Raw genomic sequence first — 16,831 nt, 5'->3', positions numbered from 1 at the left:
ATTTTTCCTATTTTTGATTAATATTTATTTATGATTTTATTTTTAAAATATTTTCAAAAATAGATTGAAAAATGTTAAAATATCCTTGTAATTGTTTTTTAAAAAAATCTTTTATGTTTTTTCAAGTTTTTTATTTACTTATTGTCTGTTTAATTTATTTTAAGGACAATATATTTATATGATTTTTATATCTCTCCCCTTATTTTATTATCTTTCAACTAGTTTTATTTAGATTTTAAAAATTTTACAAGTTTACAAGGGTGGAAGTTGCTATTATTACGTTATTTTTCATTATATTTTTCTATTAGTAATTTTATATAATATTTTTATTATTTTTTAACTTTTTTATACTTTAAAATAAACACTATTAAGTAAGTTAAAAAAATAATTTTTGCAATCCTAAAATTAAAATAATTGACAACTTAAAACCTAAAAATCAATTTATTATATACAAATATTTGAGCAATATTTTCAAATATCTAAATATCTCAAATGATTTTTTTCGATATTTTTCATTTTTTTTATTGCGAATTGCCAAATTATGAAATTACAAACAAAAGAATTAAAAAAATCATTTTTTCACTTTCATGCTTTTTCATTTTAAATTGTTAAATGTCAAATAATAATGAATATAATGAAATGACAAATTATTATTACAAGTTTCAAAAAAAATAAAAAATTAAATCAAAGGGTTGAGCCAAATGGAAGCTTCTATTAAAAATATTTTTCATAAACCAGATTCTTTTTTACAAAAAAGAATTATAGTTAATGGTTGGATTAGGAATTGTCGTTATCAAAAAAATTTAGTTTTTATCGAATTAAATGATGGTACTTTTTTAGAAAATTTACAAATTGTTTGTAAAAAAGAATTTTTGGAATCAAATGACGCATCACAGATTAATTTTGAAAAATTAAAAGAAATTTTACAAATAGGAGCTTCTTTGAAAATTGAAGGTTTTTTAAAAGAAAGTAAAAATAATCAAAATTTTTTTGAAGTTTTAGCTCAAAATATTACTTTGTTAGGGTCAAGTGATTTTGCTTATCCTATTCAACCTAAAAAACATTCTAATTCTTTTTTAAGAAAAGTAGCTCATCTAAGGGCGCGGACAAAACTTTTTGGAGCTGTTTTTCGAATTCGTAGTACGGCTTTTTTAGCTTTGCATCGTTTTTTTGATAAAAAAGGTTTTTTGCATGTTAATACTCCTATTATCACTATTAATGATGGTGAAGGAACTGGAGAACTGTTCCAATTAACTTCCCTTAATTTAGAAAATTTATTAAAAGATGAAAAATTTAAAGTAGATTATCATCAAGATTTTTTTGGTAAAAAAGTTTTTTTAACAGTCACAGGACAGTTAGAAGCTGAGGCTATGTCGTTAGCTTTGAATAAAGTTTATACTTTTGGACCCACTTTTAGAGCTGAAAAATCAAATACTCCACGACATGCCGCTGAATTTTGGATGTTAGAACCAGAAATGGCTTTTTATGATTTACCTCAAACTTTAACAATTGTACAAGAAATGCTCAAAGAAGTTATTACAGAATGTTTATTAAAAAATAAAGAAGATGTGGCTTTTTTAGATCAAAATGTAAGACAAGGTTTAGTTGAAGAATTAACTAATATTACTCAAGAAAAGGAATTTCTTGTAGTTAAATATCAAGAGGCTATCGAAATTTTGCAAAAAAGTGATATTAATTTTGAAAATAAAATTTCTTATGGTGTTGATTTGGCTACGGAACATGAAAAATATTTAACAGAACAATATTTTAAAAAACCAGTTTTTATTATTGATTGGCCTAAAGAAATTAAGGCTTTTTATATGAAAAATAATCCTGATCAAAAAACAGTAGCAGCAATGGATCTTTTAGTGCCACGCGTTGGTGAACTTGTTGGTGGCTCTCAAAGAGAAGAAAACTTATCAATTTTAACTGCTAAAATGGAACAAATGAAAATTTCTCAAAAAGATTTACAATGGTATTTGGATTTACGACGTTTTGGTAGTTGTATTCATTCTGGTTTTGGTTTAGGTTTTGAAAGGTTATTGCTTTTGTTAACAGGTTTGGATAACATTCGTGATGTCATTGCTTTTCCAAGAACTTATAATAATCTTGTTTTTTAATGATTTTTATAATTATAACACAAGTATTAATAAAGTTTAAATAAATTTTGCCAATTATAATTTTTATAATCAAATTACGAAGTTACGATCATACAAATGTAAAACCCAACATAATCACAATAGAATATTAAAGATTTATAAAATAAATTTATAAAATCAAATGTAATAATACTCAAATTATAGAAATTATATACAAAAAAATAAAGGAATAAAAAAATAATGGGTATAACATTAAAGCAAGTTTCTAAGGTTTTTATTGATAAAAAAACTAAAAAAGAAACTTATGCTGTTAATAATATTAATATCGATATTCCTAAAGGAAAATTAATTAGTCTTTTAGGTCCTTCGGGTTGTGGTAAATCAACTACTCTTTATATGATTGCAGGACTTCATGACATTTCTTCTGGTAAAATTTTTTTTGGAGAACAAGATGTTACTGATGTTCCGATAGAAAAAAGAGGGATTGGTTTAGTTTTTCAAAATTATGCTTTATATCCACATATGACAGCGAAACAAAATATTGCTTTTCCTTTGGAAAATTTAAAAATCTCCCCTTCAGAAATTGAATGTCAAGTAAAAGAAATTGCTCAATTAGTTGGCATTGAAGAACATTTAGACAAAAAACCTAGTGAATTATCAGGCGGACAGCAACAACGGGTTGCAATCGCCAGAGCTTTAGTTAAAAAACCTCAAGTTTTGTTATTAGATGAACCCTTATCCAATTTAGATGCAGCCTTGCGTTTGAAAACTCGTGAAGAAATTCGACGTATTCAAAGAAAAACAGGGATTACTGCTATTTTTGTAACTCACGATCAAGAAGAAGCCATGTTGATTAGTGATGAAATTTGTTTGATGAATCAAGGAGAAATTCAACAAAAAGGACATCCTCAAGAAGTGTATGCTAATCCTTGTAATTTATTTGTTGCCAAATTTTTAGGTAATCCACCTATTTCTATTTTTCATGGCAAAATTATTTTAGGAAAAGTTTATATTGGTAATTCTTTGCTTTTTGATTTTTCTGATAATCCCAAATTAAAAACCTTCAATCAAGCTTTATTAGTGGCTATTAGACCTGAAGGTTATTGGTTTTCTGAAAAAGGTAATTTTGAAATAGAGTCTCTTTTTTTAGAAAATATCGGTCGAGATTTATTATTGTTAGCGCGTCATCCTCAAGTTATTTCCAATACTTTTCGTCTTGCTTTTGATGAAAATAGTAAAGATATTATTTTCCCTAAAGGATTTATTTCTAAACAAAAACTTCGTTTTCAAATCAAACAAGAAAAATGTTTTCTTTTTGATCCCAAAACTGAGAAGAGGATTTTTTAAATGTCTGTATTACAAAAAGTTCGTTGTAATTATTTGAAATATAAACATTGGTATTATTTAACTCCAGCTTTAATTCTTTTGGTAATTTTTAATTTTTTTCCTTTAATTAAAACTATTTTTGTTTCTTTAGATGGCGGTTATAATAAATTTTCTGATGTTTTTTCTTATTCTTTTGGTTTCAAAAATTATCATAAAATTTTTGTAGATCCTAATTTTAGAAAAACACTTTTAAACACTTTTATATTAGTTTTTACTGCAGTCCCCCTTTCTATTTTTTTATCTTTTATCATAGCTTTGGCTTTGAATAGTGTTTATCAACGTTTTTTGAAACAATTTTTTCAAATTGTTTTTTTTCTTCCTTATCTGACGAATTCGGTGGTAATGGGGATGGTTTTTGCTTTCCTTTTTTATCACAATATTTATTCTTTTAAAAATAGTTCTGAAGGTTTATTTAATCAAATGCTTGGTTTAAAAGCTGATTGGATTAGTGCTGCTAGTAGTTATTCTCATAAAATGTTTGTTTTAATTCTTTATGTTGTTTGGCGTACTCTCCCTTTTCAAATTTTAATTTTTAGTGTTGGTTTTAAAAATATTAGTAAAGATTATTATGATGCTGCTCGCATTGATGGCGCTTCTAAAATGACTATTTTAAAAAAAATTACTCTTCCTTTGTTAAAACCTATGATTTTTTATCAACTAATTATTACTATGATTCAGGTTTTTAAAGAATATGAATCTGTTGTTGGTATTTTTGGTCCTCATGAATCTAAAGTTAATACTATTGTTGGATATATTTATGATCAATTATCAAATCCTCTTACTGATGCTCATGCTAAGGCTGCGGCTGCTACCATTATTTTGCTTTTAATATCTATTTTTTTCACTATTGTGAATTTTCTTTTTTATCCTCAAAGAAATAAATCCAAGAAATATTAGGTTTGGGTAGTAGGTAATAAATTAAATTAATATGAATAAAATAAAGATTGATTTTTGTCATTTTAAGGAACATTTTCCTAAATATGTTTTTCTTTTTTTAAAATATCTTTTTTTGCTTTTGATTGCTCTTTTTTTAGTTTTGCCCTTTTATTGGATGCTTAATGTGGCTTTGCAATCTAATTCTTCAGATATTTCTTGGTATCCTAAAGAGTTTACGTTGCAAAATTTTGTTAATTTTGTTTCTAGTAAATTTCATTTTTTTTCTCGCTTTGTAAGCACTATTTTAGTAGTTGGTATTTCTACTATTTTAGGGGTTATAATTTCTGCTATTGTTGCTTTTGCCTTAAGTTTGTTAGAGTTTAAAACCAAAAAAATTATTTTTGGTGTTTTTTTAGTAACTACTATGATTACAACTGAGAGTATGTTTTTAATTAATTACAAAACTGTTGCACGTTTAGGCTTAGTCAATCCTGGTCAAGGTTCCCTTATTCCAGGGGGAGTTTATTTAGCTTTAGTTTTACCTTTTTTAATTAATTTTGTTCACATTTTTTTATTAATGCAAAATATTCACAAAATTCCTAAAGAATTATATTTATCAGCTAAAGTTGATGGTAGTAATGATTTTAAATTTTTACGTAAAATTTTAATTCCTCTTTTAAAAGGGAATCTCATTAATATTATTATTTTTAGAGCTGTTGCTGCTTGGAACGCTTATTTATGGCCTCAATTAGTAGGTGCTAAATTACTTACTAATGAAATTAGAATTTTTTATGATTCTGAACAAAAACAAAATTTAATTAATGAACAAATGGCAGCTCTTGTTGTGATTACTATTCCCTTGATTTTACTGTTTCTTTTTTGTAAAAAATATATTTTAGAAGGGAAATTAAATAGTGGTATTAAAGGATAAATTTAAAATTATTATTTTCTTTGTGACTTGCTTTTTAATCTTAAGTATTATAGTTTTATTTCCTAAAACTAATGCTCAAGATTTAAGAAAGATGCATGAAAAGGAATTAACACAAACTCTTACTCAATATAGCGATATTCATTCAAATGAATGGCAACAATTCAAAGACAAACACATTACTATTGTTTTTTGGCATCACTTAGAAGCGGATTCTACTAATAAAGTCTTTTTACAAGAAATTATTAATAAGTTTAATAAAAAATATCCTAATATTACGGTTAAAGAAGAATTTAAAGGCAATTGGGGTGCTATTGATAAAAACATTAATATTGCTCTTCCTGCTAATAATGAACCTAATTTAATTGTTTCTTATCCTGATTTTTTAGTCAATTTTTATGAATCAGGTAAATTAGTTCCTTTGGATGATTTTATTGAAAGCAGGAATGAAGATATCAAATTATTTGATGAAAAAGATGAAAAAAAGGAACATTTTTACCCTCTTTTTGAAGAAGAATCACAAATTACATTAGGAGAGGGAAAGGACAAAGCCAAAAAATGGTACTCCCTACCTTTTTATAAATCCATTGAATTAATGTTTTATAATCAAACTTATTTTAAATCTTTAAGAGATAATAAAAACGTTGAAAAAGGCGATTTAGATGAGTTAAAAAAATTAATTGATGACAAAGGTAAAATTAAACCATTTGATGAACAAGGTAAAATTAATAAACAATTCATTACATGGGAAGATATGAAAAGGTTATGTGAAATTATTAAAAAAATTGATCCCCAAAAAGTTCCTATTTGTTATGATTCTGAATCTAATTTATTTATTGTGTCTTCTGAACAAAGAAAAATTACATATGTAGAAAAACCAGATAGTGATTCTAAGTTAGGGGTTTATTTTGATAACTCAGATTCTAAACAAATGATTAAAGAATTTAAACAAGATTTCATTGATAAAGGTTATTTAACTACTCATTTGCTATCTGGTGAAAAATATATAGATTCTTTATTTTGTGATCAAAAGATTTTAATGCATATTAATTCTTCTAAGGGGTTTGAATATTTATCTAAAGCTAATTTTGAAGTGGGAGTAACTGCTTGTCCTTACTGGAATCAGGGTAAAAATGGATCTAGTGGACAAAGAAAAGCTTTACAACAAGGAGCTAATGTTAATTTGTTTTATAAAAAAGATAAAGATGAAGTTCTTGCTTCTTGGTTATTTTTAAAACATTTAGTGTCTCAAGACACTAGTAATGCTTTATTTGAACAAAAAAGTACATTTCCGATGCGTCCTGGTTATGTTGATGAAAAAAAAATAGAAAAATATAAAACAGATATAAAAAATCAAGACCAAACACCAAAAACTCAAGAAGAGAAAAAAGAATTATTAAGAAAAAAAGTTTTATGTTTTATATTTGATGAAAGAAAACAAGAATACGACACCAAACAACCAGTTTATTTTTTCTCTCCTGTATTTCAAAGATCTTATATAGCAAGAATAGTAGTTAATAAATTAGTAGTAGAGTGTTTTTTAGAAAAAGAACTTGATAAAAATATTGATAAATTATTTAAATTGGCTCAAGAGCAAGCTCTTTCTTAAATGAGATGTAAAAATGGCAAAGGGATTATTATGCAAATTATTTATGATAAAATAAAAACTTTTAAAACCATCATTATTCATGGTCATATTAAACCAGATGGTGATTGTTATGGGGCCCAATTAGGTTTAAAAGAAGTTATTAAAGCTACTTTCCCTCAAAAACAAGTTTATGCAGTTGGTGAAAGCAATCCTTCTTTATCTTTTGTTGGTGTTATGGATCAAATAGAAGACTCATTATATCAAAATGCTTTAGCAATTATAGTAGATTGTGGTCAAGAAAATAAAATTAGCGATCCTAGATTTAAGAAAGCTCGTGAAATTATTAGAATTGACCACCATTTGCTTGTTGATAACTATGGTGATTATCAATGGGTTGACCCCAATTACTCTTCTTGTTCTCAAATGATTTTTGCCTTTAAAGAAAAATTTAATATGAAATTAACTTATCAAGGGGCTTTAGCTATGTATGTCGGAATAGTCACTGATACTGGTAATTTTTGTTTTGACCGGGTGAATCAATATACTTTAAAAGCTGCCTCTTCTTTGTTGTCGTTTGATCTTGATGTTTCTGAAATTTTTTATCACCTTCATAAAGAAAATATTACTTTATTTCATTATAAAGCGTATATTTATCAAAATGCTATTACTTCCCAAGGTTTTGTTTATCTAGTTATTTCGCAAGCAATTTTAAAAAAATTTAATTTACATATTGATATTGCTGCTAGTTTTGTTAATATTTTAGGACATTTAGAAAATTATCCTGTTTGGGCTTTTTTCATGGAACAAGAAGATCACACTTTAAGAGTCCGCATTCGTTCTCGTGGTCCTGAAATTAATAATATTGCTAAACAATTTAAAGGTGGTGGTCATTTAAGAGCTTGTGGCGCCACTTTGGAGTCTAAAGATCAAATACCTCTTTTTGTAGCTAAGGTTCAAGAATCTATTAGGGTTTTTAAAGCTCAACCCAAAAAGAAATTTAAAAAATAGTCATATAGTTAACTTATGTTATTAATTGCTTTTTTTGGTTTGTAATTATTTTAAAAGCTATCTTTTTCTTAACAATTTAAAACCATAAGACCATCAGAAAGGTTAAATGTTAAAAAATGTTTTTTGATACTATTGCAGCTATATCCACTCCTTTAGCCACTGGGGGAATTAGTGTAATTAGAGTTAGTGGTGATCAAGCTATTACAGAAATTAATAAAATTTTTAAAGGCAAGAATTTAATTCATACTCAATCTCATACTATTCATCATGGTTATATTTTAAATGAAGATCAAACTGTTTTAGATGAAGTTTTAGTTTCTGTGTTTAAAAAACCTCATTCTTTTACTGGTGAAAACATTATTGAAATTAGTACGCATGGTGGCATTTTAATTACTCAAATGGTGTTAGAACGCATTTTAACTTTAGATCTTAGATTGGCTCATCCTGGTGAATTTAGTCAAAGAGCTTATCTTAATGGTAAAATTGATTTAGTACAAGCCGAATCTATTATGGACTTAATTCATGCCACTAATCAAAATGCTTTAAAAATTGCTCAAGTTGGGTTGCAAAAACAAACTTCCCAATTAGTGTTATCATTGCGAGAAAAAATTCTTAATTTGATTGCTCAAATTGAAGTTAATATTGATTATCCTGAATATAACGACGCTTTAATTATGACTAAAGAGATTATTGATCCTCAAGTATCAAGTTTAATCACTCAATTACAAGATATTTTAAAGCATTCTCATAGAGGACGTTATTTAAAAGAAGGTATTAAAACTTTAATTGTTGGTCGTCCTAATGTGGGAAAATCTAGTTTATTAAATGCTTTTTTAAATGAACAAAAAGCTATTGTTTCTGATATTTCAGGAACTACTAGAGATTTTGTGGATGCTTATTTTAATTGTCAAGGTATCACCCTTCATTTAATTGATACTGCAGGGATTCATCAAACCGATGATCCTATTGAAAAAATAGGGATTGCAAGAACGAAACAATTGCTTGTAGAAGCAGAACTTATTTTATTAGTGTTGGATCAAAGTGATCATTTACAAGAAGAAGACCAAACTTTATTAACATTAACCAAAGATTATCCTCGTATTTTAATAGCTAATAAAGATGATCTTGTAGATAAGAAAATGTTATTAGATGATTCATTATCTTGGCTTGCAAAAGACATCATTAAAGTTTCTAGTTTGCAAAAAACTGGTTTGTTACAATTGCAAAAAGCTATTTTAAAAAAATTTCAATTAGACGTGATTCGATCAAAAGATTTTAATTATTTTTCTAATATTAGACATATTGATCAACTTCAAATAGCATATCAAGCTTTACAAGATTTAAAAGAAGCGTTGCAACAATCAATGCCAATTGATATTTATGCTATTGATTTAACTAAGGCTTATCAAGCTTTGGGCGTTATTATTGGTGATCACCATGAAAATGATTTAATTAAAGAATTATTTTCTAAATTTTGTTTAGGGAAATAAGGTGATATATCATTTATCTTTTTAGATAATATCCTTTTTTGTATTAATTTAATAGGATCATATTTTTACTTTTTTAATAGTTTTTTAAACTAGATAAAGATAATATTAGCAATTTTTTAATCTAAATATGTTTCAATAGTATATTGAATAATTCAAAAGAGGTAAATATGAAATTAATTCAAGAAAAAATTAAAGCTTTTGATACTATCATTATTCATGGACATAAGCATCCTGATGGCGATTGTTATGGCGCTCAATTTGGTTTAAAAAATATGTTACAAAATACTTTTCCTCAAAAAAAAGTTTATGCAGTCGGTGAAACTAATGACAATTTATCTTTTTTAGGTTTGATTGATCAAATTGACAATTCCCTTTATCAAAATGCTTTAGTTATTGTGGTTGACTCTGGTGAAAAGGAAAGTATTAGTGATCCTCGTTTTAGCTTAGGTAAATTTATTATTCGCATTGATCATCATATTTTAATTCAAAATTATGGCGATTATCAATGGGTTGATGCTTCTTTTGCTTCTTGCTCAGAGATGATTTTTTTGTTAAAAGAAAGATTAAATTTACAATTAACTTTTAAAGGAGCCTTAGCTATTTTTATAGGAATAGTCACTGATACTGGTAATTTTAGGTATAATAGGGTTAATAGTCAAACTTTTCTGATAGTATCAGAATTAATGAAGTATGGAATTGATATTACTTTAGTTGAAAAAGCTATTAAAAAAGAAAAATTAAGTTTATTGAAATATAAAGGATATGTCTGTCAACACACTGTTGCTGTTAAGAATTTGGTTTATGTTTCTGTTTCGCAAAAGATTATGAAACAATTTGGTTTAACTTTTGAAGAAACTTTTGTAGCCATGGATATTTTAGCTAATTTAGAGTATCATCCTTTTTATGTTCTTTTTGTAGAAAAAAATAATCAAGAAATTCAAGTTCGTATTTGTTCTAACGGGCCACAAATTTATGATATTGTGAAAAAATATGGTGGTAAAGGGCATTTAAGAGCTTGTACTTTATTTTTACCTTCTGTTTCTGATATCCTTCCATTTATTAATGATTTACAAAAAGAAATAGCTTTGTTTTTAAAACAACATCAAGTTTATTAATAGTGTTGTCGGCGTTGTAACGTGCTAACAACTCTCAAGTTTTGACAATTGACAAATACCAAAAGTATTAATTAGGTCAAATTACTTTGATAAGCGATAAGTAGATATGTGTAAATAATAATTTATGACAAGAAAGGATTTTATGATGATTCAAATTAATTTTTTTAAGAATCAAACAGCTTTATTTCATATTGGGATAACTCCTTTTGAAATTTGGAAAGAACATTTATCAACTTCTTTGAACAAACCAGTAGCAGCTTTTTTTAATCAAAATCCCATTGAACTTAACTATCCTTTAAAAGAAAATGGAGATTTAGAAATTTTAACCCCAACTGATTTGAAAGTATTAGAAATATTAAATCATAGTGCTGCGCATTTAATGGCACAAGCTATTCAAAGGCTTTATCCACAAGCTTTGTTAACTATTGGACCCGCTATTAAAGAAGGTTTTTACTATGATATTGATTTTCGAAATCAAGTTATTACTCCTAAAGATTTTCCTATAATTGAAAAAATGATGAAACAGATTGTTGGAGAAAACCTTCCTATTGTAAGAGAAGAAATTTCATATGAACAAGCTAAGCAACTGTTTGCAACTAATCCTTATAAATTGATTTTATTAGAAAAACACAAAGAAGCTGTGATTAGTATTTATCGTCAAGGAGAATTTTTTGACCTTTGTCGTGGTGGTCATGTTGCCAAAACTTCTCTTATTAAGCATTTTAAACTTTTAAAAATATCAGGTTCTTATTTTCAAGGAAATTCGTCGCAACAAGCATTAACGCGTATTTATGGGACTTCTTTCTTTCAAAAGGAAGCCTTAACAGCTTATTTAAATCTTTTAGAAGACAGAAAAGAACGTGATCATAAGAAACTTAATAAAGAATTAGATTTCTTTATGTTTTCAAAAGAGGTTGGTTTGGGATTGCCCTTTTGGTTACCTAAAGGAGCTACTTTAAGACGATTAGTAGAAAGATATATTGTTGATAAAGAATTAAGTTATGAATATCATCATGTTTACACTCCTATTATGGCCAATACCGAGCTTTATGAAATTTCAGGACATTTACAACATTATGCTGAAAATATGTTTCCTGCAATGCAATTTGATAATGGTGAAAAATTAGTTTTAAGGCCTATGAATTGTCCTCATCATATGATGATTTATAAAAAAATCCCTCGTAGTTATAAAGAATTACCTTTAAGAATTGCCGAACTTGGAATGATGCATCGTTTTGAAAAATCAGGAGCGGTTTCTGGTTTGCAAAGAGTTCGTGAAATGACACTTAATGATGCTCATGTTTTTGTTCGTCCAGATCAAATTAAAGTAGAAATTAAAAAAATAATTAATTTAATTTTAGAAGTATATCGTGATTTTAATATTCTCAATTATGAATTTCGTTTAAGTTATCGTGATCCGCAAGATAAAACTAAATATTTTAATGATGATTTAATGTGGCAAACTTCTGAGCATATTTTAAAAGAGATTATCGAAGAACTTCATTTACCTTTTAAAGAAGCCGTAGGAGAAGCTGCTTTTTATGGTCCTAAATTGGATGTTCAAGTTTTAACCGCTTTAGGAAATGAAGAAACTTTATCAACGATTCAATTAGATTTTTTATTACCACAAAAATTTGATCTTACTTTTATTGGAACTGATAATAAACATCATCGTCCTGTGGTTATTCATCGAGCGGTTGTTTCTACTATGGAAAGATTTTTATCTCATTTATTAGAAGAGAATAAAGGGGTGTTTCCTTTGTGGTTAGCTCCTGTACAAGTACTTTTGATGCCAGTTTCTTGCTCTGTTCATTTAGATTTTACTCAAAAAATTAAAGATATCTTATTATCTGAAGGTTTGAGGGTAGAACTTAATGCTAAAGAAACCACTTTAAGGTATAAAATTAGAGAAGCTCAAAAATTAAAAATCCCTTATCAAATCGTGATTGGTGATCGCGAAATGGAACAAGATGTTATTACTTTTAGACAATATGGTAAAACTACTCAAATTGAAATGAAAATAAAAGATTTTATTGCTGTTTTAAAGGAACAAATTGCTATTAAAAGATAGTTTTAAATATATAAAATAAAAAGAGACTTTGGTAAGTCTCTTTTTTTGTTTTCATGAAATGTGATCCAAAATATAAAAAAACAAGGTAATTGCTCGGGTATTAAGTTTATGTGAGCGTAAAACTTGTTTTTTTTTTTTTTTGGTGTATAATTGTAGTTAATAGCTATTTATTATAGAAATTAATAGTTATTAAAAAAATAAAAATACTGTTAGAGAGGGTTAAAGGAAGAATGAATAAGAAGAGAATAAAAGAATTTATTATTAAGTATAAAATCGGGATACTGCTTTCAGTTATTGTTTTGATAACGATTTTTAGTATGCTCATTTGGAAATTTGGTTTTTTAGGCACAAATAACAATATCACAACTCCTTCTAACTCTGCGGAATCTCATGGCGATAGTGCCTCATCTTCTTCGAATCCAATGTTAAAAACATCACCAAATATTTACAATATCAAAGTTGCCTCAAATGATGATGAGCAGCAAATGAAAAATGAAATAAAAACATTTATAAAAGATAATGTTATTTTAAAATACATAGCACAACTCCAACAAGATAATATTATTCTTGCTGATCCAAATAAGCCAATTTTTAGTTTTGCGTATTTAGATTTCCCTGCATATAACCCAATTGATAAAACTATAACTAGTACAACTTCTTTACCAAATCATACTAAAATATTGATACAACCAGGAATGTTTAGTTCTCCCATCAAAGATGCTCCTCAAAATTTATTAGCTGTTTATTTTGACGGAGGATCAAAAAGAGGAGGCGATGAAGAAGATAATGAAGAAGGTGATGCCATTCCTAAATATACTTTGGATTCACTAAAACAAATGTCTAATGGTGCTCAAAACATATATATTTTTTGGAAAGCGAATGTTATTTCAAATATATATGTCAATTCTTTTGAAGAAATGAATCAATACATTAAACAAAATATTAACCCAGATATAGAGGAAAGAGCAACATCTTCTGAAGAATGCAATCACACACCTTGCTATAATGCTTGTAAAAATTCTTATCCAGATTGGGAAATTAACAACCCCCCTTCTAATTTATTAGGGGTTTATGTTGAAGGCGACAATCAAGCTTTAACATCGGAAACACCAACTTTAGAAGATTTAAAATCAAAAATAAATTATGAACACAAAATTCATATTTTTTACAACACAGCACTACCACAATAATAATTTTGGCGACATTGTGATTCTTAGTGAACTATAATCCAAAATAATTTGTTTATTTTTAAAATAGCTAATTTTAGTTTTACTTTATAAATAAAAATATAATAAGAAAAGAAATCCTTATGTCAAGCAATATTAAAAATTTCATCAAACGTTTTAAAATTAAAATATTGTTTTTGTTAATTTTTGTTATATGTTTAACGTTGATATTATTTTTTTGTTTTAAGACTAAAGATGAAAAAGACATACAACAATTGTATACAAAAATTGAATTTAACCCAGAAAATACTTATAAAAAAGCTGTTAATTCCTTGCCTTATCATTTACATCCAATTTTAAATTTAAATTCTAGTGGAAAAATTAATAATGAAAAAAAAATACAAAAAGAAATTATGGATTTGTTAAAAATCCCTTTTGTCAAGGTGGAGCCGGATTTTAAGCACATTCCTGAACAAAAATTTACTTCTAACTGTTTTCCTCAAAAAATTTCTTCATCTATATGCCAAAGTTTAAAATATCAAAATTCAGGCAATAGGGAAGAAGAAGTTAATTTTGAACAAAATGTTGATTTTTTAGCAAAAGCTCAAAACATTTTTATCAATCGCATCACTTTTACAATTAATAAAAATTTAACTTTTGAAAACAATGAACCCATCAATAAAGACACTATTAAAAACAGCATTAAAGCTTATTTAAATAAAGACAAAAATAAAATGTCTTCAGAAAACAAATCTTATTTTTGGATTTTAAAATTAAAAAAAGCTTTGAATTATTATAATAATCCTAAATTTTTACAAAATGATAAATTAATTTTTTTCGAAGAAGACGCAAAAGATCCCTTTTCATTTAGTTTAATTTTTGAAAAAGAATATGTTTGTGATAATTCTTTAATGGATATGATAAAATGGATGAATGAACTTATTTGGTTTCCTAATGAAATTTTACAAAAAAAAAGTAATTTTGATACTTATGGCACCCCTCAAAACCCATTTATTTCTTATGGTTATTATATTATTGATCAATACATTCCTGAAAAAGGTTTGTTATTGCATAAAAGAAAGTCTTTTGGCGATCACCTAAAAATTCAAAATATTTTTTATAAAGTTTATCAAGATGAACAAGAAAAAATTAATGATTTTCAAAATAAATTATTAAATGAATTAGAATTATTGAAAGCTCCGGGAGTAAACGAATATCAGAATGTTTACCTCATTCCCGAAAATAAAATAACTATTTTAGCTTTTAATCAAGGCCAAAGACATGATGCTAATTTAATGATGGATAAAGATTTCAAAAAAGAAATTTCTTCTATTGTATCAGATTATCGTTTTAAAAACGTTTTACAACAAATCATGAAACAAAAAAATATTATCATTAATAATTCTCGTTTTTCCTCTATAAACAATAAAAGTAATTTCTTAAATCAAACAGAAGTGGTGAATTCACCATCACCGATTATAATAGATATAAAAAAAACTTTACAAGAAAGTTATCTTTCGTGGAAAGATTTAAATCCTCTAACAGATTTAATTATTTTGGATTTGGTGATTTGTGGGAATGATTTACAAAAAAAAGAAATAGCTAATACAATTAAACAAGAATTGGAAAATGCTTTAAATTTAGATGATTTTAAAAAAATTGAAATTAATATTAAAAATGCTGCATTCAACGAAAGAGCCGGTGTTTTTTTAGAAGAATTTCAAAAAAGTTATGATTTGCTAATCACTGATGTTTTTTATGAAAAGAACCCACAAACTTTAATACCTTTTTATTTATCTTTATTAGAAAAAACAAATTTATCTGATAAATTAATTTTTAATTTTTCCGCAACAGAAGAACGCAAACAAGTTTTAGCCCAAAATTTACAAATGCCTCAAATTAATGATTTAAATGCAGAACAAATTCAACAATGTTTTGAAAATTATCAAAAACAGAAACATAAAATCACAAATTCACAACATTTACACATTTTATCTGATTTTTACAAAACTTTAGAAGAATTTATCAAAAATGAATTTATAGACAAATATCAAAGTATTTATATTTTATCTGAAAATTATAAATATATGGCTTATCAACATCTTTCAAGTGATTATTTTGATTATTACGAACCGTTAGATTTTATTAAATTACAATATTTTGTTTTAACCACAGAATCAAATTCATTGTGAAAATAATTATAGACAAAAAATAAGGTGATTTATATGAGCAATAACTATTTTTTTCGAAACATATTTAAATTAAAATTTTTTTTTATTGCGGTTGTTGTTTTGTTTTTATCTGTGTTAATATTTGATTTAACATTTGAAAATAGAATTCCTGGCCAACCCAAAAGAGCTGATGAAATAATTAATAAAATCAAAACTGAAGATTATTTAATCGATGAAGTGTTTTTTTGTGAAAAGCATTCTGTTATTTTTGATCAATCCATGTTTCGGGTGGAGGTAAAAGTGAAAAATAAAAATAATCAACAAATAAAAGACATATGGTATTCGCGCGTAGATCCTTATACTTTTTCTAAAATACATAGTTTAATATTGGATAAACAAAATATCAATATTAAAATTGGAAAACCAAAAACCGATTTTCATTTATCTAATTTTATTTTAAGTTTAGTTCCTTTGTTTTCTAGTATTATTTTTATGTTTTACATTATCAGCTCTATCAAAAAAACATCAGATAAATTAAATAAAAATCCCAAAATTTCATCTAAATCAAAATCACAATTTTCTTTTGTAAATGTTGCTGGAAACGAAGAAGAAAAAGAAGAGATGCAAGAATTAATTGATTTTTTAAAGCGACCTCAAAGATATGAACAAATTGGTGCTTCTATTCCTAAAGGGGTTTTATTAGAAGGTCCACCTGGAACAGGAAAAACCTTGCTTGCCAAAGCAGTGGCGGGTGAAGCGGGAGTCCCTTTTTATGCCGTTTCAGGTTCTGAATTTGTTGAAAAATATGTCGGAGTTGGTGCTTCACGAATTCGTAAATTATTTGAAGAGGTGAGAAATCATGCTCCTTGTGTCTTATTCATTGATGAAATCGATGTTTTAGGAGGAAAAAGGGGTAGCGGAAATAGCGGCAGT

At 26.5% G+C, this 16,831-nt stretch carries 12 protein-coding genes; all 12 read left to right on the top strand.

Annotated elements, in window-relative coordinates; all coding sequences use genetic code 11:
- Positions 1–701 precede the first annotated feature (701 nt).
- Complete coding sequence (asnS, locus tag CHTY_RS02525) at positions 702–2,120, top strand: asparagine--tRNA ligase (protein ID WP_203552356.1); 1,419 nt, start codon at positions 702–704, stop codon at positions 2,118–2,120.
- A gap of 219 nt (positions 2,121–2,339) precedes the next feature.
- Complete coding sequence (locus CHTY_RS02520) at positions 2,340–3,446, top strand: ABC transporter ATP-binding protein (protein WP_203552355.1); 1,107 nt, start codon at positions 2,340–2,342, stop codon at positions 3,444–3,446.
- On the top strand, positions 3,447–4,382 hold the full coding sequence (locus tag CHTY_RS02515) for a carbohydrate ABC transporter permease (protein ID WP_203552354.1): 936 nt from the start codon (positions 3,447–3,449) through the stop codon (positions 4,380–4,382).
- A 31-nt stretch (positions 4,383–4,413) separates the two neighbouring features.
- The gene (locus CHTY_RS02510) at positions 4,414–5,292 is read left to right on the top strand and encodes a carbohydrate ABC transporter permease (protein WP_203552353.1); all 879 of its coding nucleotides are present in this window, start codon (positions 4,414–4,416) and stop codon (positions 5,290–5,292) included.
- The gene (locus tag CHTY_RS02505; protein WP_203552352.1) at positions 5,276–6,898 is read left to right on the top strand and encodes an extracellular solute-binding protein; all 1,623 of its coding nucleotides are present in this window, start codon (positions 5,276–5,278) and stop codon (positions 6,896–6,898) included. The genes CHTY_RS02510 and CHTY_RS02505 overlap by 17 nt, the downstream gene beginning before the upstream one ends.
- Before the next feature lie 30 nt (positions 6,899–6,928).
- Positions 6,929–7,885, top strand: a complete 957-nt coding sequence (locus tag CHTY_RS02500) for a DHH family phosphoesterase (RefSeq protein ID WP_203552357.1) — start codon at positions 6,929–6,931, stop codon at positions 7,883–7,885.
- Between the two features lie 116 nt (positions 7,886–8,001).
- A complete protein-coding gene (mnmE, locus tag CHTY_RS02495; RefSeq protein ID WP_203552351.1) occupies positions 8,002–9,375 on the top strand; it encodes a tRNA uridine-5-carboxymethylaminomethyl(34) synthesis GTPase MnmE in 1,374 nt (457 codons plus the stop codon).
- Positions 9,376–9,542: 167 nt separating this feature from the next.
- Complete coding sequence (locus CHTY_RS02490) at positions 9,543–10,490, top strand: DHH family phosphoesterase (RefSeq protein WP_203552350.1); 948 nt, start codon at positions 9,543–9,545, stop codon at positions 10,488–10,490.
- A 145-nt stretch (positions 10,491–10,635) separates the two neighbouring features.
- Positions 10,636–12,561: a threonine--tRNA ligase gene (gene thrS / locus CHTY_RS02485; RefSeq protein ID WP_203552349.1), complete on the top strand. Its 1,926-nt coding sequence runs from the start codon at positions 10,636–10,638 to the stop codon at positions 12,559–12,561.
- 230 nt (positions 12,562–12,791) lie between these two features.
- The gene (locus CHTY_RS02480) at positions 12,792–13,751 is read left to right on the top strand and encodes a hypothetical protein (RefSeq protein ID WP_203552348.1); all 960 of its coding nucleotides are present in this window, start codon (positions 12,792–12,794) and stop codon (positions 13,749–13,751) included.
- 251 nt (positions 13,752–14,002) lie between these two features.
- The gene (locus tag CHTY_RS02475; protein ID WP_203552347.1) at positions 14,003–15,919 is read left to right on the top strand and encodes an ABC transporter substrate-binding protein; all 1,917 of its coding nucleotides are present in this window, start codon (positions 14,003–14,005) and stop codon (positions 15,917–15,919) included.
- A gap of 33 nt (positions 15,920–15,952) precedes the next feature.
- Positions 15,953–16,831: AAA family ATPase (locus tag CHTY_RS03565; RefSeq protein WP_246454092.1), on the top strand; the 879-nt coding region annotated here is incomplete at its 3' end.

The organism is Candidatus Phytoplasma meliae (genome assembly GCF_016876135.2).
This window is presented reverse-complemented; position numbering and strand designations above follow the sequence as displayed.